Origin of the sequence: Lentilactobacillus hilgardii (assembly GCF_009832765.1) — a bacterium.
GTDB lineage: Bacteria > Bacillota > Bacilli > Lactobacillales > Lactobacillaceae > Lentilactobacillus > Lentilactobacillus hilgardii.
In genome coordinates this window covers 2,099,853-2,125,687 of the sequence record NZ_CP047121.1, presented here as the reverse complement: position 1 = coordinate 2,125,687, position 25,835 = coordinate 2,099,853, and the positions used below count along the sequence as shown (strand labels likewise).

Annotated in this window: 24 protein-coding genes; 20 read left to right on the top strand and 4 right to left on the bottom strand. The window is 39.6% G+C overall.

Annotated elements, in window-relative coordinates:
- The first annotated feature begins 4 nt into the window (after positions 1-4).
- Positions 5-1,291 (top strand): UDP-N-acetylglucosamine 1-carboxyvinyltransferase, encoded by a 1,287-nt coding sequence (locus GQR93_RS10110; protein WP_035444904.1) that lies wholly within the window; start codon positions 5-7, stop codon positions 1,289-1,291.
- 102 nt (positions 1,292-1,393) lie between these two features.
- On the top strand, positions 1,394-1,645 hold the full coding sequence (locus tag GQR93_RS10105) for a type B 50S ribosomal protein L31 (protein ID WP_003554990.1): 252 nt from the start codon (positions 1,394-1,396) through the stop codon (positions 1,643-1,645).
- Positions 1,646-1,797: 152 nt separating this feature from the next.
- Here GQR93_RS10105 and GQR93_RS10100 read toward each other — a convergent pair whose 3' ends face one another.
- Entirely contained in the window at positions 1,798-3,015 is a 1,218-nt protein-coding gene (locus GQR93_RS10100) for a multidrug efflux MFS transporter (RefSeq protein ID WP_003554991.1), read from the bottom strand.
- Positions 3,016-3,081: 66 nt separating this feature from the next.
- Here GQR93_RS10100 and GQR93_RS10095 point away from each other — a divergent pair, with 66 nt between their 5' ends.
- A complete protein-coding gene (locus tag GQR93_RS10095; protein ID WP_003554992.1) occupies positions 3,082-3,801 on the top strand; it encodes a class A sortase in 720 nt (239 codons plus the stop codon).
- Here the strand turns inward: GQR93_RS10095 and GQR93_RS10090 are convergent.
- On the bottom strand, positions 3,798-4,265 hold the full coding sequence (locus GQR93_RS10090) for a low molecular weight protein-tyrosine-phosphatase (protein ID WP_003554993.1): 468 nt from the start codon (positions 4,263-4,265) through the stop codon (positions 3,798-3,800). The two genes, GQR93_RS10095 and GQR93_RS10090, sit on opposite strands and share 4 nt — an antisense overlap.
- A 147-nt stretch (positions 4,266-4,412) precedes the next feature.
- On the opposite strand from GQR93_RS10090, the gene GQR93_RS10085 reads away from it, so the two are divergent.
- The 7 genes from GQR93_RS10085 to GQR93_RS10055 all read left to right on the top strand — a co-directional run bounded on the left by GQR93_RS10085 (position 4,413) and on the right by GQR93_RS10055 (position 10,706).
- Positions 4,413-5,180: a hypothetical protein gene (locus GQR93_RS10085; protein ID WP_003554994.1), complete on the top strand. Its 768-nt coding sequence runs from the start codon at positions 4,413-4,415 to the stop codon at positions 5,178-5,180.
- Between the two features lie 59 nt (positions 5,181-5,239).
- A complete protein-coding gene (locus GQR93_RS10080; protein ID WP_003554995.1) occupies positions 5,240-6,622 on the top strand; it encodes a UDP-N-acetylmuramoyl-tripeptide--D-alanyl-D-alanine ligase in 1,383 nt (460 codons plus the stop codon).
- A gap of 202 nt (positions 6,623-6,824) precedes the next feature.
- Positions 6,825-8,333, top strand: a complete 1,509-nt coding sequence (locus GQR93_RS10075) for a DEAD/DEAH box helicase (protein ID WP_003554996.1) — start codon at positions 6,825-6,827, stop codon at positions 8,331-8,333.
- 130 nt (positions 8,334-8,463) lie between these two features.
- Entirely contained in the window at positions 8,464-8,832 is a 369-nt protein-coding gene (gene acpS / locus GQR93_RS10070; protein ID WP_003554997.1) for a holo-ACP synthase, read from the top strand.
- The gene (gene alr, locus GQR93_RS10065; RefSeq protein ID WP_003554998.1) at positions 8,829-9,953 is read left to right on the top strand and encodes an alanine racemase; all 1,125 of its coding nucleotides are present in this window, start codon (positions 8,829-8,831) and stop codon (positions 9,951-9,953) included. Before acpS ends, alr begins: the two co-directional genes overlap by 4 nt.
- Before the next feature lie 72 nt (positions 9,954-10,025).
- A complete protein-coding gene (locus tag GQR93_RS10060; protein ID WP_003554999.1) occupies positions 10,026-10,310 on the top strand; it encodes a hypothetical protein in 285 nt (94 codons plus the stop codon).
- Positions 10,311-10,328: 18 nt separating this feature from the next.
- A complete protein-coding gene (locus GQR93_RS10055) occupies positions 10,329-10,706 on the top strand; it encodes a type II toxin-antitoxin system PemK/MazF family toxin (protein WP_003555000.1) in 378 nt (125 codons plus the stop codon).
- A gap of 313 nt (positions 10,707-11,019) precedes the next feature.
- Here GQR93_RS10055 and cbpA read toward each other — a convergent pair whose 3' ends face one another.
- Both cbpA and GQR93_RS10045 read right to left on the bottom strand, forming a co-directional pair.
- Entirely contained in the window at positions 11,020-11,664 is a 645-nt protein-coding gene (gene cbpA / locus GQR93_RS10050; RefSeq protein WP_003555001.1) for a cyclic di-AMP binding protein CbpA, read from the bottom strand.
- Positions 11,665-11,886: 222 nt separating this feature from the next.
- Entirely contained in the window at positions 11,887-12,843 is a 957-nt protein-coding gene (locus GQR93_RS10045) for an L-lactate dehydrogenase (RefSeq protein WP_003555002.1), read from the bottom strand.
- 414 nt (positions 12,844-13,257) lie between these two features.
- Here GQR93_RS10045 and pth point away from each other — a divergent pair, with 414 nt between their 5' ends.
- The 10 genes from pth (at position 13,258) to hslO (ending at position 25,735) form a co-directional block, all read left to right on the top strand.
- Complete coding sequence (gene pth / locus GQR93_RS10040; protein ID WP_035444907.1) at positions 13,258-13,818, top strand: aminoacyl-tRNA hydrolase; 561 nt, start codon at positions 13,258-13,260, stop codon at positions 13,816-13,818.
- 16 nt (positions 13,819-13,834) lie between these two features.
- Positions 13,835-17,368, top strand: a complete 3,534-nt coding sequence (gene mfd, locus GQR93_RS10035) for a transcription-repair coupling factor (RefSeq protein WP_404808292.1) — start codon at positions 13,835-13,837, stop codon at positions 17,366-17,368.
- Entirely contained in the window at positions 17,358-18,929 is a 1,572-nt protein-coding gene (locus tag GQR93_RS10030; RefSeq protein ID WP_003555006.1) for a putative polysaccharide biosynthesis protein, read from the top strand. The genes mfd and GQR93_RS10030 overlap by 11 nt, the downstream gene beginning before the upstream one ends.
- A gap of 16 nt (positions 18,930-18,945) precedes the next feature.
- Positions 18,946-19,218, top strand: coding sequence for an RNA-binding S4 domain-containing protein (locus GQR93_RS10025; RefSeq protein WP_003555008.1), 273 nt, complete (start codon positions 18,946-18,948; stop codon positions 19,216-19,218).
- Between the two features lie 95 nt (positions 19,219-19,313).
- Positions 19,314-19,721 carry an FtsB family cell division protein gene (locus tag GQR93_RS10020; RefSeq protein ID WP_003555010.1) on the top strand — a complete coding sequence of 136 codons (408 nt, stop codon included), beginning with the start codon at positions 19,314-19,316 and terminating at the stop codon, positions 19,719-19,721.
- Between the two features lie 238 nt (positions 19,722-19,959).
- Complete coding sequence (locus GQR93_RS10015) at positions 19,960-20,469, top strand: S1 domain-containing RNA-binding protein (RefSeq protein WP_003555012.1); 510 nt, start codon at positions 19,960-19,962, stop codon at positions 20,467-20,469.
- Between the two features lie 120 nt (positions 20,470-20,589).
- On the top strand, positions 20,590-21,996 hold the full coding sequence (tilS, locus tag GQR93_RS10010) for a tRNA lysidine(34) synthetase TilS (RefSeq protein ID WP_225442030.1): 1,407 nt from the start codon (positions 20,590-20,592) through the stop codon (positions 21,994-21,996).
- Positions 21,989-22,531, top strand: a complete 543-nt coding sequence (gene hpt / locus GQR93_RS10005; protein WP_003555016.1) for a hypoxanthine phosphoribosyltransferase — start codon at positions 21,989-21,991, stop codon at positions 22,529-22,531. Before tilS ends, hpt begins: the two co-directional genes overlap by 8 nt.
- A 70-nt stretch (positions 22,532-22,601) precedes the next feature.
- A complete protein-coding gene (ftsH, locus tag GQR93_RS10000) occupies positions 22,602-24,755 on the top strand; it encodes an ATP-dependent zinc metalloprotease FtsH (RefSeq protein WP_003555018.1) in 2,154 nt (717 codons plus the stop codon).
- Between the two features lie 77 nt (positions 24,756-24,832).
- The gene (gene hslO / locus GQR93_RS09995) at positions 24,833-25,735 is read left to right on the top strand and encodes an Hsp33 family molecular chaperone HslO (RefSeq protein WP_003555020.1); all 903 of its coding nucleotides are present in this window, start codon (positions 24,833-24,835) and stop codon (positions 25,733-25,735) included.
- Positions 25,736-25,835 lie beyond the last annotated feature (100 nt).

The window sequence follows — 25,835 nt, the reverse complement described above, 5'->3', positions numbered from 1 at the left end:
TTCGATGAGTAAATTAATAGTCAATGGAGGGAACCGCCTTTCCGGAGAGGTATCGATTGGCGGAGCAAAGAACAGCACAGTTGCACTAATCCCTGCTGCAATTTTGGCAGATACCCCGGTAAGGTTCGACTCAGTTCCCGACATTTTGGATGTACACAATTTAATGCTGATATTAAAATCTATGAATGTATCGTCAACTTTCAAGGGCGATATTTTAACAATCGATCCAACTAATATCGTTGAAGCACCATTGCCAAGCAAAGCGATAAAAAGTTTAAGGGCATCATACTACTTTATGGGCGCACTTCTTGGCAGGTTTCAACGTGCGGTTGTCAGTTTCCCCGGTGGTGATAATATTGGGCCTCGTCCAATTGATCAGCACATTAAAGCATTTAAAGCACTAGGTGCCGAGGTCAGTGAAGTTGATGGTACAGTTACTATCAAGACGGGGCCAGACGGTCTTCACGGAGCTCAAATATTCTTAGACATTGTTTCAGTTGGTGCAACTATTAATACCATTTTAGCGTCTGTTAAAGCGCCTGGGACCACCATCATTGGTAATGCTGCTAAGGAACCTGAAATTATTGATATTGCAACATTTCTTAATAACATGGGTGCAAATATCCGGGGTGCCGGAACTGATGTTATTCGAATTGAGGGCGTCCCAACCCTTCAAGCAAAAAACACGCATACAATTATTCCGGATCGAATTGAAGCCGGCACATACTTATCCTTGGCTGCAGCAATGGGGGATGGTGTGTTAATTACTAATATTATTCCAGAGCATTTAGAATCTTTTGTCGCAAAGTTGGAAGAAATGGGCTGTGACTTAACAGTATACGAAGATAGCGTTTACGTTGGGCCATCCCACAATTTGAAACCGATTCAAATTAAAGTGATGCCTTATCCGGGATTTGCGACTGATTTGCAGCAGCCAATCACACCGCTGCTTTTCAAAGCTGATGGGCAAAGTATGATTATTGACACAATATATCCTCAACGGATCAAACATATTTCCCAACTTAATAAACTAGGTGGCAACATTAAATCCAAAGATACCGAAGAGGGGATTATTGTTGTGAATAAATCACCGCATCTAACAGGTGCCAAGGTTGACGCCGGCGAAATTAGAGCAGGGGCTTCTCTTTTGATAGCTGGGTTAATGGCTAATGGCACAACCGAAATTGCACATGCTGAAAATATTATGCGCGGTTATGGCAGTCTGGTTAACAAGTTAACCGGGTTGGGTGCCGATGTGAAATTAAAAATAGAAGATGAAGAAAGAGTTTAAAAGATGATTGATTGGTATAAATAATTGTGGTAAACTAACAAGGTTGACTAATCGATAATCTCTGGGCCATCGTATTGGTTCAGGGCAAAGGAGCGATATATTATGAAAAAGGGAATTCATCCAGATTATCATCAAGTAGTATTTCAAGATTCAAGTACAGGTTTCAAGTTTTTGTCAGGATCAACTAAGACCTCTGATGAAACTGTTGAATGGGAAGATGGCAACACATATCCATTGATTCGTGTTGAAATTTCATCTGATTCTCATCCATTTTATACAGGTAAACAAAAGTTTACCCAAGCCGATGGTGCTGTGGATCGTTTCAACAAGAAATACGGCCTCAAAAACGACTAGTTTTATTAGCGAGACACATTGTGCCCCGCTTTTTTTATACCCTTTTTCTGAATTTGAGAATAAAAAAAGTGAGACTGAATAGGTTACTTTTTGTTTCAGCCTCAACTCTGTGTCTATCATTTTCTAATGATTTGATATTATTTATCTAAAGGCTAGGCACGATTCTTTCGCATAACCCGTGTATTGTTGTAAACTAAAATCAGGTTAAGTACGACAAGAACTGCTGTAGAAATAAACACGCCGGCATAATCAAATTCTGAAGAAATGACAGAACCGATCATTGGACCAGCGACGTTCCCCATTGCCTGAAATGACTGATTCCAACTAAACACGCGACCGGTGACCTCAAACGGTGTATTTTTAGCCAAAATAGCTTGGACTGCCGGCAACATTGATGCGTTTGCAATTCCGATTAAAAAGCGTAGCGCGATTAACTGCCAAATGTTTGTGACAAAAGCCATTGGAATATAAACGACAATGGCTAAGAAAAAGCCAATAATAATAATACGATCCGTCCCAATTCGGTCTCCTAATTTTCCAAGCATTGGAGCGGCTACTAACGTGGCAATTCCCGGAACGGCTGCGACAATACCACTATAAAAGGTTGTTGTCGCACTATTATGCATAATTTGACGAACGTATAAGGCCAAAATTGGTGCAATTGAATTGTTGGCAGCTTGAATAATCATTGTTGTTATAAACATGCCGAAAACCAGTTTGGAATTTGTCAGACGCTTTATAACACCTCGGGTGCTTAACATCATTGTTTTGGCAACTGGCTTGAAGTCCTCGTGAACTAAAAAGAGCGTTAAAAAGAAAACGGATAACAGTAAGAATCCGGTAATGAAGAAAGTAACCCGGTAACTAAAAAGAGAAGCCAAAATACCACCAAGCAGTGGACCGAGAAGTGTTCCGGAAACGTTTCCGGTTACCAGAGTCCCAAGTGCCTGACCGCTTTTGCTTTTAGGAACTTGAGTTGCAATTAGTGCGTTGGCATTACTGATATATCCGGAGAACACGCCTTGAAGCAGTCGTAGCCCAATAAGCTCCCAAACATTTGTAACCAATCCCATTAAGAAAAAAACAATTGCCATTCCAGCTGAAGCACGAACCAACATCAATTTTCGACCGGTGCGGTCTGCTAATTTTCCCCAAAAGGGAGAGGCGAGAGCAGTGACTAAGTAGGTTGCTGCGAACGCAAATCCACTGTATAAACTTAGTTGGTCATGGGAAAAATTTCCCAATGTGTCGACGTAAAGAGATAAAAATGGCATGACTTCACTAAAGCCAATTCCCGCCATGAAAGTGCCAAACCATAAAACGGTTAGGTTTTTGCGCCATGAATTCGGATGATCATTTATCCTTGCCAATGCATTTCCTCCTTAGTGTCAATGAATTTGATAATCGCTTAGTCCACCCAATTTCGGGAGATAAACATGAAAAAAAATTTACTCAAAAAAAGTATCATTAATATTATTTTTGGGCTACTGGTCATAGTTGCCCTGGTTCTTATTTTTAATCGCCCCATTAAAAATAAGGTGATCGGGTCGTATCAACCTAAGGTTACCCGTCAAGAGGTTGCTGCCACAAATCGTCGAACTCAGAAAAAAAGTAAACGGCATCAACAAAATGTCAGTTATAACTTTAAAAAAGTAAAGTCCCTAGATTTTGAAACAGCACTTAGATCACGGCTGAATTCGCAACAAATTGAACAGGCAGGGCAAATCCTAATTCCTAAATCTGGTATTCATCTGCCAATTGGTCTGGGGGTTTCTAACAGTACGCTGGCCCTTGCAGCTGGGACGATGAGAGCCAATCAAAAAATGGGAAGGGGAAACTATCCACTGGCTGGTCATCATATGGTTAACCGAAAGATCTTGTTTGGCCCATTATACTTTAAAACACGTGTTGGTCAGACTATTTACTTAACCGATATGAACAGGGTTTATCAATATCAGGTGTATCAACGTGCCTTTATTGCCGCAACACGCGTTGATGTCATTAAGCAAACTAAAAAACCGATTGTGACATTGGTGACATGTGATGCGACTGGCAAAGGTCGACTATTGATTAGGGGCCGGTTGGTTAAAACTTTTAAACTTAGGGATGCAACTCAAAAAATAAAGCGAGCCCTTTTGAGGCCCGCCAATAGTTAATGCAGATTTGATTTAACGTAATCTAACCATTTGGGTAATGCGCGTGACAGTTGCTGATAAGTTCTACCAAATTTATGATCATACCATGGATCTGGAATATCTTGACCAGCTTCTTTTTCAACAATATCTAAACAGAGATGAATTTTCTTTTGATCGGACGAGTCGGCCATTTGTTTTAAATAATAAATATTCTGGCTATCCATACCGATAATAAGGTCTGCCCAATGAAAATCTGCGGTTGTGATTGGTCGGGAACGAAGATTTGAAATATCTAATCCATGCTTGGCCATTTCAGCTTGTGCACCGGGGTGGGGTTGATTACCCTCTTCTTCGTCACTAATTCCTGCAGAGTCAACATTGATTTTAGCTTGTAGATTTTGGTCACTGATTAGTTTTTTAAATAATCCTTCTGCCATTGGCGAGCGGCAAATATTTCCCAGACAGACAAATAAAACGTTAGTCATTTTAACAACCTCAAATTAATAGTATATTAACATTAATCATACCAAGTATTATCTTAAAGGGCAAACTTATCAATTTTGAATAACGCAAGACAGGAGCTTTAAACCGGAGTACAATAAAATTGAAACATCAAGATGGAGAAATGAACGATGAAGGGTAATTTCATATTTATTAATACTAATCCAATTTCAAACATGATTTTATCTTCGGGGATTACAGCTGCTGATTACGTCAATGGGCTGGACGAACTTCCGGATAACATCATATTGCTTAATAGCGATGAAGATGCAGCAAACGGGTATAACTCCCACTCTAGATTTAATTTGATTACAGGAGCAGGGGAAATTAGGCGTTACCTGCTAAGAAACCCATCTAAGCAAAAAAAGTTTATAGATTTTAATGATGAGGACAGTGTTAACGGGCTGTCTCCCTTTGAAATTGCTGAACTTCTTTACTTGGGTCACATGGGGACGCCAATGGGGCGACCATTTTCCTCTAAGCTGTTAAACCATTACATTTATCTTAACTTGGGAAATGGTGCGACAAGAACCTATTACCGTCGCTTTTCTGATGTTAACCATGTTTTGGAGATCGCTTTAAAACGCAATTTAAGAGAAATTCATAATACGTTGCGGGTCTTTTTACGGCCATTGGCTATTAAAGACGTTGATAACTCGATTTTAATCAAGTTAATTACACGCGCAAATGACGGACTCTTTATTGTTTTTGGGGCACTTCGTGAAAAAAATCGGGTTTATCATATTCCTCTAAGGGTTTTAAAGGATCCGGATCAGGTCTCGATTATTTTAAAAACTAAGGAGATTGAAATCAATACTGACTATGTTGGGGATTTAACTTATGATCTTCAACACTCAAAGTGGGATTTACAATGGCACAGTCAAGCGACGGATGTTTAGTCGCTTGTTTTTTGTTATAATAAAAGATAATTATATTTTTATATTGGAGCGCTAAAAAAATGAAGATGACGATTGGTGAAATTGTCAAGGCAATTAATGCCAGTATTGAAAATGAAACTGACAAAATTTTGCAAACCGAAGTGAATGGTGTTTGTTTTGATACACGTAGACTGACACCGGGCCAGCTTTTTATTCCATTAAGTGGCGCACACGATGGCCATGATTTCATAGAGAATGCCATCAAAGGCGGGGCTGTCGCAACGCTTTGGGCAAGTGATCATACTGATCGATTACCGGTTGCTATCCCGGCTTTGGTCGTTGATGATCCCTTGGCTGCCTTTCAAAAATTAAGCAAGTATTATTTGACAAAAATCAATCCAAGGGTGATTGCGGTTACTGGAAGTAACGGGAAAACAACAACCAAAGATATGATTGCTTCCGTGTTGTCCGGGGAATTTAATGTGACCAAAACATATGATAACTTTAATAATGAGATCGGCGTTCCTTATACCATCTTACAAATGGAGTCAAATACGGATTTTTTGGTGGTTGAAATGGGAATGGATCGACCGGGACAACTTGATTTTCTATCGAAATTGGTTGAACCCGACGTCGCAATCATCACCATGATTGGTGAGGCTCATATTGAATTCTTTGGCACCAGAGATAAAATTGCTGACGCCAAAATGGAAATTACCCATGGTTTAAAAGCGGACGGCTACTTTATTTATGATGGTGATGAACCGTTGTTAATTGAACGTGCCAAACAGGTGGATTTCTCCAAGATGACATTTGGCCGAAGCCATACAGATGATGTATTTGCAACAAAGACAAGTGATGGGCAATACAACACTTCTTTTGAAGTGAATTTGTGGCCGGATAAGAAAGTGACAATTCCAATGATGGGGGACTATAATGTTAACAATGCGTTGGCTGCTATTACAGTAGGCAAATTGTTTCAGATTCCTCAGATTGAGATTATTCAAAAGTTGTCGCACTTTGATTTAACTAAAAACCGTACAGAATGGCTCACTGGTAACAAAGGTGAAAAGATTTTGAGTGATGTCTATAATTCCAATCCAACTGCGGCAAGGGAGGTTTTGACTGCTTTTAGCCAAACCGATGTTATGGGACGCCGGATTGTTGTCTTGGGAGATATGTTGGAATTAGGTGATAAATCGCCTCAAATGCATGCGTCACTAGCAAATGACATTGATTCGAACGAAATTGCAGCTGTTTATTTGGTTGGCAAAGATATGCAGGCGTTGTATGAAAAATTGAAGCCGGTATTTGCACCTGAAAATCTACATTACTATCAAGCAGATCAGCTTGATCAGTTATCTGATGATTTAAAAAGGGATATTCAGCCCAATGATGAAGTTATGCTAAAGGCAAGTCATGGTATTCACCTTGAAAACATTGTTGAGAAATTGACGGCTTAATCATTGAAAGATGAGTTTTCCTTGCGTATTTAATGTAAACGATGTAAACTTAATAAGTTACTTTTTGAAAAGTAGATATATTTTGAAAAAGAAGCTATATTAATTTAAAGAAATCTAGTCAAGTAGTTAACGCATTACGGAAAACGGACTTTTTTCAGTTAATTACGGAACTGTTACTGTTCCAATTTAGGAGGAAACATATTTGAAGTTTAGTGAATTAGGACTATCGGACAGCTTACTTTCAGCAATCTCAAGCAGTGGTTTTGAAGAAGCCACACCAATTCAAGCTGAGACCATTCCAATGGTTCTTAATGGAGAAGACGTTATTGGCCAGGCACAAACTGGTACTGGTAAGACAGCGGCATTTGCATTGCCGATCTTACAGCATTTGGATTTTAATAATCCAAACGTTCAGGCATTGATCATTTCACCAACTCGTGAATTAGCAATTCAGACCCAAGAAGAAGTTTATCGACTTGGCAAAGACGAAAAAGCTAAGGTTCAAGTTGTATATGGTGGTGCTGATATTCGTCGGCAGATCAATTCTCTGAAGAGTCACCCACAGATTATTGTCGGGACGCCGGGAAGAATCTTGGATCATATCAGTCGACACACATTGAAGTTGGAGCACGTTAAGACATTGGTTCTTGACGAAGCCGATGAAATGTTAAACATGGGCTTCCTTGATGATATTGAGTCTATTATCAAGCAAACACCTAGTGATCGTCAGACCCTTCTTTTCTCAGCAACGATGCCTCCACAAATTAAACGTGTTGGCGTGCAGTTTATGAAGGATCCCCATCAAGTAAAAATCAAGGCCAAAGAGTTGACCACAGACTTAATCGATCAGTATTATGTTCGGGTTAAGGAATATGAGAAGTTTGATACGATGACACGATTCTTTGACGTACAGGATCCAGAAGTAACGATTGTTTTCTGTCGGACAAAGCGTCGGGTTGATGAAGTTTCAAAGGGACTCGAAGCACGAGGCTATAATGCTGCAGGCCTCCACGGCGATTTAACACAGGCACGCAGAACTCAAATTATGAATGAGTTCAAACAAGGTAAAGTTGATATTCTGGTTGCAACCGATGTTGCTGCCCGTGGAATTGATATTTCCGGTGTGACTCATGTTTATAATTATGATATTCCGCAGGATCCTGATGGATATGTTCACCGGGTTGGTCGTACCGGTCGTGCCGGAAAACATGGTGTTTCAATTACATTTACGACACCTAATGAAATGGATTATCTGCACGAAATCGAAAAGTTGACCAAAGTGCGGATGCTGCCTTTGAAGCCGCCTACAGAACAAGAAGCCTTTGTAGGCCAATTGAATAATGCTGAATCTGATATTGGAGAGTTAATTAAACGAACCAATACTGAAAAGTATGAAAAAATGGCTGATAAGCTTTTAGACGAGTATGAAGCAACTGATTTGGTTGCTGCTTTGCTTAACGATGTGACTCGTGATTATGTTAAAGTTAAAATTACACCGGAACGTCCATTATCTCGAAGACATCATGGTAGTGGCGGCCGTCGTAACAGCAATAATCATCGTGGTGGTGGTCATTGGAATAATAGACGTAACGATGATCGTAATTCCTCACGAAATCGGAATCGCCGTAGTAATGGTGGTAACCGTGACCGTAAGAGAAAAGATGATCGTCATTCGAACAGTAAACATCGATTTACGATCAAAAACAAATAAGCTCGATATCGTTAAATTGAGCCGTTAGTAAAAGCTGGGGCAAAGACTTTTTTGTTCCGGCTTTTATTACCTACATAGAGAAATATGGTATTATTAATTGTAACTTTGTTAGTTTGTGAGGACTTTATTTATGATTGCCGGACTTGGTATTGATATTACAGATATTTACCGCATTAAAGCGGCTATTGCCCACAATGCCCATTTTGTGGCTCGGATTTTAACTGCGTCAGAAATAGAACAACTGACTGATTTTTCTGAGAAAAGAAAAGTTGAATACATTGCCGGTCGTTTTTCCGCTAAAGAATCTTATTCCAAGGCATTTGGGTCCGGATTGGGTTCAGCCGTTCGCTTTCATGACCTGACAATTATTGATGATTCGAAAGGAAAGCCGATTGTGTTGGAACATCCCTTTAATGGTAAGGCCTTTGTTTCGATATCTCATACTGACGACATTGTGATGACCGAAGTTATCTTAGAGAGAGTAGAGGATAAAAAATGACTGTTGGAACTTTGCGGAACGCAAGATTAATCATTAATCAAAAAGCAATTTATAACAACGTCAAAAACGCTGTTACACATACTCAATCAGGAACGGACCTATTTGTTGTAGTCAAAGCAAACGGCTACGGCCATGGTGCGGTTCAGGTAGCCAGGATTGCTGAGAATGCTGGTGCTAAAGGCTTCTGTGTGGCATTGCTTGAAGAAGGATTAGAACTTCGACAAGCGGGCTTTACTGAACCAATTTTAGTGTTGGGGATTACAGAGCCAACTTTTGCGCCCATTGCACGCGATAGTCATATTTCACTAACGGTTAGTTCGGAAGAGTGGCTGAAAACAGCTGGTATTATTCTTAATCAGCAGGATTCTAAAGAGAAACTTCATGTGCATTTGGCAATGGATACCGGTATGGGAAGAATTGGCTTTCAGACCCCTGACGAACTGCAAGAGGCAATGCTGGTATTGAAAAAGTATCAGGATACCTTTGATTTTGAGGGAATTTTTACGCATTTTGCGACGGCTGACAGCAAGGACGACACGTATTTTCAATACCAATACGAAAATTATCAAAAAATGTTGGCAGTTGTTGACAAGAGGCCGAAGTATGTTCATGTGGCCAATACGGCAACAAGTCTTTGGCATAAAGTTTGTGGTGCAAACATGGTTCGATATGGTATCTCAACGTACGGACTAAACCCTTCAGGTAAAGAAATTACAAGGACGCCTTATACACTATTTCCCGCAATGAGTTTTCAAGCTGGTCTTAGTTATGTTAAGAAGGTGCCAAAGGGTAAGTCGATCGGTTATGGGGCTACTTATCAAACCAAAGAGGACGAATGGATTGGGACTGTTCCAATTGGCTATGCTGATGGCTTTCCCAGAAAAATGCAGGGATTTTCAGTATTAGTTGATGGTCAATATTGCCCAATTGTTGGCAGGGTATGTATGGATCAATTTATGATTAAATTACCGAAGCAGTATGGGACTGATACGGTAGTAACAATTATTGGTAAATCAGGTGCACATGAGATTACCGTTGATGACATTGCGGATCAGTTAGGAACAATCAATTATGAAGTTGTTTGCGGTTTTAGCGAGCGGCTACAAAGAAAATATGTTTGACAATACTGCTTTATTTACAGTTTCATGGTATATTAGAAGGTAAAGTAATCTTGGAAAATAGGGGATATTACGATGGAAAAGGCAACTAATCACAAGCAATTTTCAGTTATGATCAACGATCAGGTTGCAGATAGATTGGATCAGTTCTGTACAAACGTTGGTATTTCAGAAAGTGCAGCGGTTGAAATTGCAATCAACTATTTTTTTGATGATCCTAAAGTAATTAGTGGATTAATGAACGGATATCGTGAAATGGCAACTCTGAATCGTGAAATCAGCCATGATTTTTCGTGTTGCGAAGAAGATGCTGACGTTCATTTAGCACAGTATCGACGGAGATTACGGAATTTTTATTAAATAAATTAACATGATGCGATGATGGGAGGTGTGAGGGTGACTGACGTTATTTTTAAACGTGGAGACATTTTCTACGCTGATCTATCACCCGTTGTCGGTTCTGAACAAGGTGGAATGAGGCCTGTATTAATTATTCAGAATGACATTGGCAATCATTACAGTCCAACTGTCATTGTCGCTGCCATAACCGCGAGAATCTCGAAACCTAAGATGCCAACTCATGTCGGAATATCTGCCAATAATGGCATTGAAAGAGACTCGGTTATCTTATTGGAACAGATTAGAACGATTGATAAGCAACGATTAAAAGATAAGGTTACCCATTTAAATAATTCGACGATGGCTAAAGTAGATAAGGCAATTCGAATTAGTTTGGGATTAGGCAAAAACGCGTGAAAGACCAGAATACATATAGCAACATTCAAGAATCATTGAATGTTACTAGGGAAAATGAGAAAAACGCGATGGTTTATATCTCTGCTTGGATTATTAGATAAACTTTCAACGAGATGTATGAAAAGTATATATAGAGGCAGCAATTTATTTGGCTTTTAAACTAAAATAGCTGTTCTTTATTTGTCATAAATTTTGAAATTAATTAAGAATAATGAATTAGAAGTAAATGGAACAATAAAATCGCCTTCATGATAGTTACTATTGTAACTGATAGCATGAAGGCGATTTTATTGATGGTCATATTTAGCGAAGATTATTTATTTTCTTCTTTTAGATTCTCAACTTCCGGCACACGAAATTCTTTTCGTTCCAAAGCTGCAATAATTCGGTTAAGGCGATCTTGGTCAACCTCCGCGGGTAAAGTAAACATAATTCGATGAACGAGTTCACCCTCTTGAGCATCCAAAGAAATAACACTTGCAATATTAGTATATTTTGTGATGATTTTTGCAATTTCTTCAAGGTCACCGCGTTCGCCACTTGAAACAACGGTCAGAACATAGCTACCGATATTAACATTCCAAGATTGTGACAGCATGTCTAGCAATCGGGTATGGGTTAAAATACCATAGAAATGGTTTTGAGCATCAAGGACTGCAATATAAGGCAAGTCCTTAATGGAAAAGAACACTTGGAAGAACGCAGAATTGACGTTAACAAATTTGGTTGCATTTTTTAAGAGTGTGGTAACGGGCAATGACATGTCACCACCACGAGATTTGTGACGATAAATGTGCATTTTGTAGATATTTCCCCGGAAAATAGAACCTGTTTCATCAAGAATTGGCACACAACGATAGCCTGAATCCTCAAGGACTTTTAGGGCTTCCTCAAGAGTGGCGTCCTCTTTAACGGTAACTAGACGTTCTTTAGGCTTAACAAGTGTTTTTAATAGCATTTTTTAATTCCTCCAACTTAAGCTGTATATGATTATGATACCATAGCCGCATTCAGAACAGTACTAATAAAAATGATAAATTCTCATTAATTGCTAACCAAAATACCATTTGGTTATTAGACAAGAATGAGGTTAATTATGGTCACAAATAAAGATGGCAGCAAAAAAGAGGTTGGGCAAAATGTCTTTTATCCCAACCTCAACTCTTAATCCAAAAACGTATTAAAGTTGATCCATACCATCTTTAGTTGTCTTTTGGAGTGTTTCTGCAGAGGCCTTCATTGCAGCCTTTTCCTTATCGTTAAGAGGTACTTCGATCACTTTTTCGATGCCTGAACCGTTAATAACAGCTGGACTGCCGATATAAACATCATTTAAGCCATATTCACCGTTCATTGGTGCGCCAACAGGTAAGATGGCATTTTCATCACGCAAAATTGCACGTGAAATTCTCATCAAGCAAGTGGCAACTCCATAAAAGGTTGCCCCTTTTCGGTTAATGATTTCGTATGCTTTATGACGTACTTGATCTTCAATAGTTGCCAAATCATCATCTGACAAGCCGGTACGTTTTGCAACGTCTAAGAATGGTTCACCACCGACACGTGCAGCGGAGTATGCAGCAAATTCAGAATCACCATGTTCACCTAAAATATAAGCGTCAACGGATTGTGAACTAATGTTTAACTTCTTGCTGAGAGCCACTCGGAGTCGAGCTGAATCTAATGATGTCCCACTACCAAACACTTTGTTCTTAGGGAATCCTGAGAACTTTTGAGCAGCGTAGGTTAAGATATCAACTGGGTTAGCGGCAACCACGATAACACCTTTGAAGCCTGAAGCAACTAACGGTTTAATAATTGCCTGCATAATTTTCAGGTTCTTATTAACCAAGTCAAGACGGGTTTCACCGGGTTTTTGAGGTGCACCTGCGGTAATAATAGCTAAGTCAGCATCATGACAGTCTTCATAGTCACCAGAGTAGACGTGTTTTGGTGAAGTAAATACTTGAGCATCTTCAAGATCCAATGCATCACCAACAGTTCGTTCCTTCACAACATCTACAATGACAAATTCTTCTGCAAGACCTTGTTGCATCATGGCGTATGCATAGGAAGAACCAACTGCACCGTCACCGATTAACGCAACTTTTTGACGTTCTAAAGCCAAAATAATCATCTCCTAATCATTTTTTATCGCTTTTAATTATACCACATGGTAGTTTTGATTTTCACAAATTACTTTATAATAATTTGATTAGAGGGTGATGAATGGCGTTGCAAGGATATACAAAGCTTGCTCAATTGGTATCTAGACCAATTTGATGAAAGACCTGTCTTGCATGGTGGTTTACCTCATTTATCGTTTCTAACAAGAAAAAAACCTTTCTGCTGCTAAAAAATGGGGCAGGTTGTCAAAAAGCAGAACAGATTAACCTGTTTCACAACTTCCCTCACGTAACGACAATTATGCTATAATTTATGCTACAGGCTTAATTTGAAGCTCAATCTGACTTGATAATTTAATGTCAACAACTGCTGAACTAACTGGTTCAGCCTTTTGTGTTGTAAGAATGTGAGGATAATGATAGTAATGAAAATGATTGTTGGTTTAGGTAACATTGGACCACAGTATGATGGTACCAGGCATAACACCGGTTTTATGGTGGTTGAAGAGTTTGCCAAAAAACATGGCATTAGTATTAAAACCAGAAAGATGAATGCTAAAATGGGATCCGCATTCGTGAATGGTCAAAAAGTTTTGGTCGTTGAACCAACAACTTTTATGAATGATTCGGGAATCGCTGTTAAACCGCTAATGAGCTATTTTGAAATTGAAAATAAAGATGTCATTGTTGTTCATGACGATATGGACCTGCCGATCGGAAAAATTCGAATCAAAGATAAAGGTTCTGCCGGTGGGCATAATGGTATTAAAAGTCTTATCAATAATTTGGGGACTGAACATTTTTCAAGGATTCGAGTTGGCATTGCGCACCCCGACAAGAACAATACTGTTGTGAATTACGTTTTAGGCCGTTTTTCGAAATCACAACTTCCGGAATTTAAAATTGCGACTGACAATGCTGTCAATGCACTTGAAGATTGGCTTGACGATGTGACCATTCCTGAATTGGAGAATCGTTACAATTAGTGAAAGGACGATAACTTTGCAATTCGATCAATTACTTACTAAAATGCCTCAGTTTACCCAGATTGCATCAAATCTCAAAGTTGATAGTCGACAGTTGATCACAGGCATTAGCGGTTCAGCTCGGACACTCTTGATTGATAACCTGCTTAAGACAACGACGCGACCGGTAGTGATGGTTGTTGATACGTTATTTCATGCAGATCAACTGGTCAGTGACTTTTCTAATTTGCTGGAAGATGATCAAATCTTTGAATTTCCGGTTGAAGAAATGGGTGCAGCCGAGCTTGCAACAAGTTCTCCGGAATATAAAGCACAACGGGTTCTCGCACTGAATAAGCTGATCAGTGGCGAACCAGCAGTTATCGTAACGTCTGTTTCCGGATTAAAGCGATTGCTGCCGTCGCCTGATCAATTTTCAGATGCCGAGCTAACAATTGATATGGATTCGGAATATGATTTGGAAAAGTTAAAGCTGAAGCTACACCAAATGGGCTACACGTTTCAGAAGTTGGTGGCTGCACCGGGAGATTTTTCAATTCGTGGGTCAATTTTGGACGTATTTCCCTTAAATAACCAGGATCCGGTACGAATTGATTTCTTTGACACTGAAGTTGATTCCATGCGACTCTTTGATGTTTCAAATCAACGTAGCATAAAAACAATTGATACCATCCAGATACTTCCTGCAACTGATTTACTGATCACCGATCAGCAAAGGCAAAGGGTCGCTGGTGAGTTAAAAGACCAATTAGCATCTGAAAAAGCAAAGCTGGATGATGAGTCTGCCAAAAAAATCAATAATGCTATTGAGCCTCAAATTATGGATCTTGAAAATGGGTTAAATGATCCTAAATGGTTATTGTTCGCTAATTTATTTTATGATCAGTCAAACTCGCTGCTGGATTACTTGTCAGATGACGGTGTTGTGGTTTTTGACGACTATTCGAGAATAACGGATTCTCAACGCCAACTGGAAAGTGATGACGATGTTTGGCTGACCGATAAAATTAAAAATCATGAATTATTGCCATCGACGAATTATACCAATGATTTTAAAAAGATTTTTAAAGTAAACAAAAAGGCAACGCTTATTCTCTCACTTTTTCAAAAGGGCCTCGGGAGAATGCGGTTAGATGCAATTGTTGATATTACCGTGCGACCGATGCAGCAATTCTTTTCACAAATGCCGATGCTTCGAACTGAGATTGGGAGATGGCAGAAGCAAAAACAGTCTGTTATTATTATGGTTCAGGATCAAAATCGAATGCAAAAAGTGGCGCAAACACTTTCTGATTTTGAAATTGCAGCTACACAAACCGAGATGTCGGCTATTTTGTTACACCAGGTTCAACTGGTTCACGGCAATTTAGAGAATGGGTTTGAACTCCCGATTGCGGGATTGGTTGTGATTACCGAAAAGGAAATGTTTGGAACGATTGTTAAAAAACGTCCGCGACAAACAACCTTCAATAACGCAGAACGGATTAAAAGTTACACTGATTTAAAGCCTGGCGATTACGTTGTCCACGTCAACCACGGTATTGGCCGTTATGAAGGCATGAAAACGATGGAGGTTGATGGCAAGCATCAGGACTACCTGACAATTTCTTATCGGGACAGTGCCAAACTTTTTATCCCTGTCACTCAGTTGAATATGATTCAAAAATACGTTTCTTCTGAAGATAAGAAGCCGAGGATTAATAAACTTGGTGGCAGTGAATGGCAGAAAACGAAACGTAAGGTTGCATCAAAGATCGAAGATATCGCTGATGATCTGATTGAATTGTATGCAAAACGGGATGCAGAAAAGGGCTACGCTTATCCACCTGACGATTCCCTACAAAATGAATTTGAAGCACGTTTTCCATATACGGAAACGCCGGATCAATTGCGGAGTGCCGATGAAATCAAGCATGATATGGAGCACAATAAACCAATGGACAGATTGTTGGTCGGCGATGTTGGATATGGTAAAACCGAAGTGGCTTTGCGAGCAGCTTTTAAGGCAGTCGGGGTCGGTAAACAGGTTGCCTTTCTTGTACCAACAACTATTTTGGCACAGCAGCATTATGAAACGATGCTTGAGAGATTTAGTGATTATCCAATCGAAGTGAGGGTTCTTTCCAGATTTCAAACGACTGCTCAAATTAAGGAAACTTTGGAAGGCTTGAAAAAAGGGACTGTTGATGTGGTTGTCGGAACTCATCGGCTTTTGTCAAAGGATGTTAAATTCAGTAACCTTGGTTTACTGATTATTGACGAAGAACAACGATTTGGTGTTAAGCATAAAGAGCGAATCAAGGAAATGCGTACGGATGTTGATGTATTGACGTTGACGGCTACGCCAATTCCACGGACGTTGAATATGTCGATGATGGGTGTTCGAGATTTGTCTGTGATTGAGACACCACCTTCGAATCGTTACCCTATTCAAACCTATGTGATTGAGCAAAATGCCGGGACCATCCGTGAAGCGATTGAACGGGAAATGGCTCGTGGCGGCCAAGTGTTTTATTTGCATAATCGGGTAGCGGATATTGAAAAAACGGTTTCTCAATTAAGTGAATTGGTCCCAGATGCGAGAATTGCGTACATTCATGGACAAATGACTGAAAACCAAATGGAAGATATTTTATATGATTTTGTCAATGGTGAATACGATGTCCTGGTGACAACCACTATTATTGAAACGGGAGTCGATATTCCCAATGTGAATACATTGTTTGTAGAGAATGCCGATCATATGGGCCTTTCCCAACTTTATCAATTAAGAGGACGAATTGGCCGAAGCAGCCGGGTAGCGTATGCCTATTTTATGTATCAGCCAAATAAGGTTTTAACCGAAATTGGTGAGAAACGTTTGGAAGCCATTCGTGATTTTACTGAGCTGGGATCCGGTTTTAAAATTGCAATGCGGGATCTTTCAATTCGAGGTGCCGGGAATCTTTTAGGTAAACAGCAGTCGGGTTTTGTGGATTCGGTGGGGTATGATTTGTATACGCAAATGTTATCCGATGCCGTTTCGAAAAAACGTGGCAAAAACGTAGTCTTTAAAACGGATGCCACAGTCGAACTTGATCTTGAGGCTTATTTGCCAAGTGATTATATTCAGGATAGTCAACAGAAAATTGAAATTTATAAAAGAATCCGTCAAATTGAAAATCAAGATCAGCTAAACGAAGTAACGGATGATCTGATTGATCGTTTTGGCGATTATAATGAGCCGGTTGCTAATTTGTTAAAAATTTCCGAAATGAAAATGTACGCTGATAAAGCAATGATTGAAAAAGTTCATCAGGACGGGCCGAGGGTAACACTTACATTTGCTAAACAGGCAAGTGAAGAATTTACCAGTAAGGAATTGTTGGCTGCAATTGCGCAGACCAAATTTCGAGCAACCATTAATAGTGCGGACAATAAGTATCAAGTTGTGTTGACTGTTCAGCCCAATATGAAAGATTGGTTGGACCAAATTATTGCATTAAGTAAATCATTGACGAATACAAGAAAGAAGCATCAGGCCAATAAGGTAACCTCAAATGACAAATAATTCACGGCGAAAACAAGTTTTAGCAGGGACTTTTTTGCTAACGATTGCATCGTTTGTTGCAAAGTTTTTAAGCGCTGTTTATCGGGTGCCGTTTCAAAATATGGTTGGAAATGTTGGCTTTTATGTCTATCAGCAAATTTATCCAATTTATGGAATTGGCATGACGGTGGCACTTACTGGACTGCCGTTATTTATTTCAAAGTTGGTTGTTGACGTTAAGAATCCAGAAGACCGGATTGCCTTGGTTTATCGAATTCAAGTGATTGTGACCTTCTTATCAGTCGGTTTCTTTTTACTCCTTCAATTTGGATCCGGTTTTATTGCACAAGCGATGAGTGATAGTCGGCTGGCACCGGTCATAAGGGCGGTTAGCTGGATGTTTCTTTTAGGACCGTTTTTATCTACCTGGCGTGGTTATTTTCAAGGCCAAATGGATATGCGGCCCACTGCTTATTCACAGGTTATTGAGCAAGTCGTACGCGTGACTTTCATTTTGGTATCAGCCGGTTGGGCTGTTCGACACTTTGCAGATCCATATACTATTGGAACTCTGGCGATGCTGTCTGCTCCGATTGCGGGGCTGTGTGCGTTAGTGTCAGTATACTATCATGTTGTCAGGGCACGCCTGCCCAAATCGAGTCATCGACAGGTTTACCGGCGACTTTTTACAAAAATATTGTTTGAAGGTGGGACGCTGTGCTTGGTTTCCGCAGTGATGCTGCTGCTTCAATTAGTAGATTCATTTTCGGTTGTTTCCGGTCTCCGGGACTTCGGTCTTTCTTTTGTCGAAGCACAAAATATTAAGGGCATTTATGATCGTTCCCAGACGTTGGTTCAATTGGGAATGGTTGTGACAACTGCATCAATTACAGCGGCGCTGCCAAGTTTATCGTTGGCAAATGTCAGAAAACAGGATGTTACTTTTTTACATCTGTCAAAGACTAATGTACGAGTAAATCTAGCAATATCGATGGCGATGAGTGCGGGATTATTTGTGCTGATGCCTGATATTAACGGGCTGCTTTTTTCGACAGCCCAGTTAAATTTGACGATTGCTGTGTATTGCTTCAGCATTGTACTGACAACTATTATTTTAACGTACAATATGGTACTTCAAGCACGCGGCTATTATGCACCAACAATGCTTGCAATTACTTGCGGCTTTGTTGTTAAACTTATCATTAATAAATGGCTGGTTGCGACCTTTGGAATCATTGGGGCTAGTGCTGCAACATTAATCGGACTGATTGTCATGATCTTTTTAATGAAGTTGATAGCTTCCCGGTATTTATCACATTTAATTGATGGCGTTCAGCTAATAAAGTTGACCAGCGTTTTATTGGCTATGATGATAGTTGTTGGAGGATTAAGTCGGCTTGTTGACAATATCGGATTGTTTGCACCTGGTCGCTTGCAATCATTAATAGTGGTTGTCATTTGTATTCCAATAGGCATTGCGATGTTTTTCTATGGTTGTAAACGATTAAAAGTTTTCTCGATACGAGAATGGTTTGCCATTCCACTGCTTAGTAAATTGATGAGAAGGATTAAATTAAGATAGGTTAAAAGGTGAAAAAATGAGAATTGATAAGTTTTTAAAAGTTTCCAGGATTATCAAGCGACGCTCTGTGGCAAAAGAAATTGCCGATAAGGGACGTATTACGATTAATGATCGAATTGCAAAATCTTCTTCGGATGTCAGTACAAATGACACAATTGTGATTAAGTTTGGAAATAAGACGCTGACGATCTTGGTAAAAGCGCTTTTAGACACAACTAAGAAAGATGATGCTCAAAAAATGTACGAGATTGTTTCGGAAGATTATGAGCATGATTTTAGAAACGAATAAATAAATTTATTAAGAACCCTTGAATTGTATAGACAAACGCGCTTTTGTTGTTATAATTTAAAATTAGAAAGTGTTTTAATTCAGGGGGATTGAACATGGTGCAACAACAGCAGAAAATCAAAAAATTAGAAAATGATTATACTAGAAAACGCGAGCTTGAGTTTCAGACAACGAAAGCGTCTCTTTCTGTTCGTCGTCGACGAAGAAAGCGGGCCTGTATCATCTTTTCTGTCTTTATGATTTTTGCATTAATCTTTGCTGTTCAAATTGTGAGGGCAAAGGTTAACTATGCGGCTGTCAATGTTCAAATTTCCAAGCAAAAGCAAAAGGTAAAAAAAGAGCAGGTTAATCATAAACGGTTAACTGCGCGGGTTTCACAACTTAATGATAAAGATTATGTTGAACAGCTTATCCGTGATCGGTATTACTATACCAAACCCGGTGAAACTGTCTACAGTTTCCCGAACCAGGCGCCTAAAGATGTTAATAACGGAAACGAATAAGTCAAATAAAATTGATTATTGAATAAGATATGAAAAAAGCTGGGGTTGATTGATCGTTATACCCCAACTTTTTTGTACCAAAATTCTCGCTGGAAAAGAAAAGTTGTGTTTTACTTATATTAGGGAAATAAAACAGAATTAAGGTAAACTTCATTAATCTTTAATTTGTTTTCCCGTTGTAAAACTATATATGCTATACTAGTTGTACTTAGAACTAATAGGAGGAACAATTTTTTTAATGGCAATTGAAGTTGGGGAAAAAGTTAACGGTAAAGTTTCCGGAATTACAAATTTTGGTGCATTTATTGATTTAGGTGATCATCGAACTGGCCTAGTTCATATCAGCGAAGTTTCTGACGGATTTGTTAAAGATATTCATGATGTTTTGAAAGTTGGCGATGAAGTGACCGTCAAAGTTTTGAAAATTGAAGGAAATAATAAAATTAGTCTTTCAATTCGAAAAGCAACGGATTCGTCAAGCCATGAGGGGGATCACGAATCAAGTCATGGCAATTATTCACACCACAATGAACATGAGCATGAAAATTCTCATGATTATCATGAGAACCACGGTCATCATTCCAGAGGCAACCATTCTAGCAGTAATCGCGGTAATCATTCTGGAAGTCATCCAGAAAGCTTTGATGATTTGATGTCGGGCTTTCTTAAACAAAGCGAGGATCGTCTTGCTACGCTTCGTAAAAACACGGAGGGTAAGCGTGGCGGTCGTGGTGGTCGTCGAAGTTAAAATGAGTGATTGATTTTTAATAGTTGAAAAGCTGGAGCAAGACCAAAATTGGTTTTGAGTTCGGCTTTTTATTTTGAATTGATAAGTTCTGTGTCCTACAAGAAAGGTTATTATAAACCAGTGAGTTTACAGCAAAAATTCAACCAAATGGTTCTTCAAAATAATTGGTGGAAGACTGATCAACCTGTTGTGGTTGCGGTTTCGACGGGGATTGATTCAATGACGCTTCTTTATCTATTGGAACATTTGGATCAATGTTCACCACAGATCATTGTGGCTTATGTTGATCATTGCTTACGGGAACAAAGCAAACGGGAAACGGTCTTTATTCAACAATATTGTTCTGATCATCACCTAAAGCTTGTTCAAGCAGTATGGAATCGTAAGCAACATCCCCAACACGGAATTGAGGCAGCCGCGCGCGAGTTTCGTTATCGTTTTTTTCGACGCGTTTTGAAAGAAAATCAAGCAACGGTCTTATTAACAGCGCATCACGGAGATGATTTAGCAGAGACAATGTTAATGAAATTGGTTCGTGGTGGACAAATTGAGTCATTAATCGGGATTGCTGAACAACGGCCAACTTCATTTGGAAGTGTTGTTCGACCGTTACTTCACTTCAGTAAAAAAGAGATTCATCAATTTGCATCCTCAGTGCATATCAAATGGTTTGAGGATGAGACAAATCGGGATCTGACCATTCAAAGAAATCGGTTTCGACATCAAATCGTGCCCAAAATGAAGCAAGAAAATCCTCGGATGCTTAAACACTTTGTGGACTATTCAAAGCAGTTGAAAACATTAATTGAGGTTAATCAAGAATTGATGCGACCAACTGCAGAGGAAATTCTTTCTTCGTTCAAGCCAGGGCGTCAGCTCACTTTGAGCAGAAAATTAATGACATCTTATTCAGATGATGTTCAGATAAGCCTGGTTAAATTTTTGATTGAAAAAAAACTAAAGATTCAAAATATACCGCTAAATCAATTCGAGGAAATCCATCGATTAATGACAAATACCGCAAAGCCGCAAGGGACACTTTCTTTACCGAACGGGTGGTTATTTATAAAGAGCTATCAAAAATTAACGATTGTAAAAAAAGTCGACAATCATGTTATAAAACCTAAAAATGACGAGCAATTTATGGTAATATTAGACCGATGGTATTCGTTAAAGGACGGATCAAGGTTTGGTGTTTTTACAACGAAAATTTTGGGGAATTATAAGATCACCACATTCCATTTATCAGAAAAAGATTTTCCATTAATTATCCGGCATTGGCGTAATGGGGATCGACTGAGACTGAAAAATGGTGGTCATCAAAAAGTGAGTCGCGTCTTGATTAATGCAAAAATTCCGCAAGAAGATCGTTTAGATACCAATGTTTTGATGACATCTCAAGACGAAATCCTAGCGGTCCCTGGTTTGAAAAGTGCCTTTTTTTCCGAAAATTTGGGAAAAGTGTTTTATTTGATCGAGGACAAAAAACAATCAACTTCAGAAAGAAAAGGAATTGACAATGAATAACGACATCTTAAAAGTTCTTTATAGTACCGAGCAAATTGACGAAGCCTGCAAAAGGCTTGGAAAGCAGATTCAAAAAGTCTATGCTGACAAGGTGCCGGTTGTTATTGGGGTATTAAAAGGTGCCACTTTTTTCATGTCGGATATCGTTCGTCAGGCCGATACTTACATGGAAATTGATTTTATTGATGTATCAAGTTATCATGGTACGACGCAATCTTCGGGAAAGGTTGATCTTGTGACAGATATTTCGACTGATGTTTCCGGTCGGGATGTCTTGATCATTGAAGATATCGTTGATACTGGACGGACATTAAAATTCTTGATGGATAATTTAACCAAGCGTGGTGCTCGTTCTATTAAGGTATGTACATTGCTTGATAAACCTGCTGGCAGACAAGTGGAAGCAAACTCGGATTTCATTGGTTTTGAGGTCCCAAACGAGTTTGTGGTCGGGTATGGTCTTGATTATGATGAAAAGTATCGGAACCTACCTTACATTGGTGTTTTAAAACCAGAGATTTATACAAACAATTAATGGTCAAAAATAGTCAATTGTGGTAGTATTTTGACTATCAACATGAATAATTTTTTTGAGGAGGACGTTGATGAACTCAAATAAAAATGGGCTTTTTAAAAATAGTCTATTTTACATTGTCATTTTCTTACTGATAATGGGTGTTATCTACTTTTTCAATGGAAGTAGTACAAATACACAGTCTCAGGAAGTACAATCAAGCCAATTTGTTAAGGACTTGAAGAGTGACAAAGTAAAAAGCTTTTCAATTCAGCCTTCAGGCGGTGTTTACAAGATCACTGGCCAGTATCGACAAGGTCAAAAGGCTAAAGTGAATAGTGGTTTCTTGGTTGGCGGCAATCAAAGCCAATCAAAGAATGTCACTAAATTCACGACAACCGTTCTTGAGAATAACTCCTCAATTGCTGAAATCACCAAGGCTGCGCAGTCTAATGATATTAAGATGAATGCAAAGCCTGAAGAATCAAGTGGTTTTTGGGTAAACTTATTAGTTTATGTCTTGCCACTGTTACTGTTTGTTTGGTTCTTCTATATGATGATGGGCCGTGCTGGCGGTCAGGGCGGTGGAAACGGCAGAGTGATGAACTTTGGCAAATCCAAAGCCAAGCCAGCCGATAGTAAGCAAAACAAGGTTCGCTTCTCAGATGTTGCTGGTGAGGAAGAGGAAAAGCAAGAACTTGTTGAAGTTGTTGAGTTCTTGAAAGATCCGCGTAAATTCACAACCCTGGGTGCAACTATTCCACATGGTGTTTTACTAGAGGGACCTCCTGGTACAGGTAAAACATTGCTTGCTAAAGCGGTTGCCGGTGAAGCAGGTGTCCCATTCTATTCAATTTCCGGTTCTGATTTCGTTGAAATGTTTGTTGGTGTTGGTGCCAGCCGTGTTCGTGACTTGTTTGATCAAGCCAAGAAGGCTGCCCCTGCCATTATCTTTATTGATGAAATTGATGCTGTCGGTCGTCGTCGAGGTGCCGGAATGGGTGGCGGACACGATGAACGTGAGCAGACTTTGAACCAATTACTGGTTGAAATGGATGGATTTAGTGGCAATGAAGGTGTCATTGTCATTGCAGCTACCAACCGTGCCGATGTTTTGGATCCGGCTTTGACCCGTCCAGGTCGTTTTGATCGAAAGATTTTGGTTGGACGTCCGGATATCAATGGGCGTGAAGCAATCTTAAAGGTTCATTCTAAGAATAAACCATTTGCAAACGATGTTGATCTTCACGAAATTGCCAAACAAACGCCTGGTTTTGTGGGTGCCGATCTGGCTAACCTGCTTAACGAAGCTGCACTATTGGCTGCTCGACGTAACAAAACCAAGATTGATGCTAGTGACATTGATGAGGCTGAAGATCGAGTTATTGCCGGTCCTGCTAAACGAAATCGGGTTATCTCGAAGGAAGAACGGGAAACGGTTGCTTATCATGAAGCCGGTCATACAGTTGTTGGCTTGGTTCTTAATGATGCTCGGGTTGTCCACAAGGTTACGATTGTGCCTCGTGGTCGAGCTGGCGGTTATGCGATTATGCTACCGCGTGAGGATCAACAACTAATGTCCAAGCGAGATGCAATGGAGCAGATTGCCGGTTTGATGGGTGGTCGTGCTGCTGAAGAACTTGTCTTTAACTCTCAATCTTCTGGGGCTTCAAACGACTTTGAACAAGCAACTAATATTGCTCGGGCAATGGTTACCCAGTATGGAATGAGTGAACGGTTGGGCAATGTGCAGCTTGAAAACCCGGCTCAAGATACTTATGGGCCTCGTTATTCTCAAGAGACTGCCGCTGCTGTTGATGAAGAAATTCGTCGATTGACTAACGAAGCTTATGCATCGGCTAAAAAGATTATTGGCGAACACCGTGATAAGCATAAGTTGATTGCTCAAGCATTGTTGAAGTATGAAACACTTGACGAAAAGCAAATTCTATCTCTTTGGAATACAGGTGAAATGCCTGAAAACTCAAAGACAAGTGAATTTCCTAGCGAACGTGCGGCAACTTTTGAAGAAGCTAAACGTGAGTTGGAACGTAAAGAGGCCGAACGTCAGGCTGAACTTGAAAAACAACATACAGGCAATGAAACTTCCGAAGATCAATCCGAAAGTAACAAGTCGAATAATGATTCCGACAAGACTGAAAAGCCCGATGATGTTTCAAGTAATGATCAAAAACAAAATAGTGATCAGTCCAATCAGGATGATCATCATGATGATAGTAAGTAGACGATTTATTAAAGATGAGTTTAGGGCGATTTCGCCTCTAAACTCGTTTTTATTATGAACGAACGGAGAGATAGTTTATGAAAGATTATTTGGTAAAGGCAACAACAACCGATGGCATGTTTCGTGCTTATGCAGTTAATGCAAAAGACACTGTGACTACAGCTCAAAAAGATCATGATACCTGGAGTGCGTCATCGGCTGCATTAGGGAGAACATTAATTGGATCCGTTATGTTGGCAGCTTCTGTTGATAAAAGCGGTGAAGCAATTACGGTTAAGATTAATGGGCAGGGCCCGGTTGGCGGAATCGTTGCCGATAGTGATTCAAAAGGTCACGTCAAAGGATACATTCAAAACCCTCATGTTCATTTGCCTTTAAATGACAATCATAGGATTGATGTTAGTAAGGCAGTGGGCGTTAATGGTTTCTTGGAAGTCACTCGAGCTTCAGCAAATGAGGATCCTTATACAAGCAGTGTACCTTTAGCCTCTGGTGAAATTGGTGATGACTTTACATTCTACCTAGCTCAATCCGAACAGATTCCCTCAGCTGTTGGCGTTTCGGTGTTTGTTAATGAGGATCATTCAATTGGTGCGGCTGGCGGTTATCTGATTCAAACGCTTCCCGGTGCAAGTGATGAAGCAATCACCAAAGTCATTAATCGCATTAAGGAAATCCCGATGATTTCGGAATTATTGTTGGATCGACAAACCCCGGAAGAGATTCTTGATTTGATTTTTGGTAAGCGTAATTTACACATTTTGGATCAGATGCCGGTTGAGTTTTACTGTGATTGCTCCAAAGAAAAATTTGCAAAGGATCTTTCCGGTATTTCGGTTGATCAATTGGAAACAATGTTGACAGAGGACAAAGGCGTTAACGTTACTTGTAACTTTTGTCAATCAAAATATCGATATAATGAAGATGAACTAAAGACAATTATTGATGTCGCAAAACAAAAGAAAGGCCAATCAAAATAGTCGCTCTCATTGGTTGCTTTTTATCAAATCAAATTTCATAAAGATGATTTCTCTGATTGGTTGTGAACTATTTATTTATGACGAGATGTGATAATATAGC

Excerpts from the sequence above, each read along its gene's own strand:
- GQR93_RS10110 (WP_035444904.1), top strand. The coding sequence starts at position 5 with ATGAGTAAATTAATAGTCAATGGAGGGAACCGCCTTTCCGGAGAGGTA.
- pth (WP_035444907.1), top strand. The coding sequence starts at position 13,258 with ATGAAAATGATTGTTGGTTTAGGTAACATTGGACCACAGTATGATGGT.
- GQR93_RS10080 (WP_003554995.1), top strand. The coding sequence starts at position 5,240 with ATGAAGATGACGATTGGTGAAATTGTCAAGGCAATTAATGCCAGTATT.
- GQR93_RS10105 (WP_003554990.1), top strand. The coding sequence starts at position 1,394 with ATGAAAAAGGGAATTCATCCAGATTATCATCAAGTAGTATTTCAAGAT.
- GQR93_RS10020 (WP_003555010.1), top strand. The coding sequence starts at position 19,314 with ATGGTGCAACAACAGCAGAAAATCAAAAAATTAGAAAATGATTATACT.
- GQR93_RS10085 (WP_003554994.1), top strand. The coding sequence starts at position 4,413 with ATGAAGGGTAATTTCATATTTATTAATACTAATCCAATTTCAAACATG.
- GQR93_RS10015 (WP_003555012.1), top strand. The coding sequence starts at position 19,960 with ATGGCAATTGAAGTTGGGGAAAAAGTTAACGGTAAAGTTTCCGGAATT.
- GQR93_RS10025 (WP_003555008.1), top strand. The coding sequence starts at position 18,946 with ATGAGAATTGATAAGTTTTTAAAAGTTTCCAGGATTATCAAGCGACGC.
- GQR93_RS10055 (WP_003555000.1), top strand. The coding sequence starts at position 10,329 with ATGATGGGAGGTGTGAGGGTGACTGACGTTATTTTTAAACGTGGAGAC.
- hslO (WP_003555020.1), top strand. The coding sequence starts at position 24,833 with ATGAAAGATTATTTGGTAAAGGCAACAACAACCGATGGCATGTTTCGT.
- ftsH (WP_003555018.1), top strand. The coding sequence starts at position 22,602 with ATGAACTCAAATAAAAATGGGCTTTTTAAAAATAGTCTATTTTACATT.
- GQR93_RS10030 (WP_003555006.1), top strand. The coding sequence starts at position 17,358 with ATGACAAATAATTCACGGCGAAAACAAGTTTTAGCAGGGACTTTTTTG.
- GQR93_RS10060 (WP_003554999.1), top strand. The coding sequence starts at position 10,026 with ATGGAAAAGGCAACTAATCACAAGCAATTTTCAGTTATGATCAACGAT.
- GQR93_RS10095 (WP_003554992.1), top strand. The coding sequence starts at position 3,082 with ATGAAAAAAAATTTACTCAAAAAAAGTATCATTAATATTATTTTTGGG.
- GQR93_RS10090 (WP_003554993.1), bottom strand. The coding sequence starts at position 4,265 with ATGACTAACGTTTTATTTGTCTGTCTGGGAAATATTTGCCGCTCGCCA.
- GQR93_RS10045 (WP_003555002.1), bottom strand. The coding sequence starts at position 12,843 with ATGATTATTTTGGCTTTAGAACGTCAAAAAGTTGCGTTAATCGGTGAC.
- cbpA (WP_003555001.1), bottom strand. The coding sequence starts at position 11,664 with ATGCTATTAAAAACACTTGTTAAGCCTAAAGAACGTCTAGTTACCGTT.
- alr (WP_003554998.1), top strand. The coding sequence starts at position 8,829 with ATGACTGTTGGAACTTTGCGGAACGCAAGATTAATCATTAATCAAAAA.
- acpS (WP_003554997.1), top strand. The coding sequence starts at position 8,464 with ATGATTGCCGGACTTGGTATTGATATTACAGATATTTACCGCATTAAA.
- hpt (WP_003555016.1), top strand. The coding sequence starts at position 21,989 with ATGAATAACGACATCTTAAAAGTTCTTTATAGTACCGAGCAAATTGAC.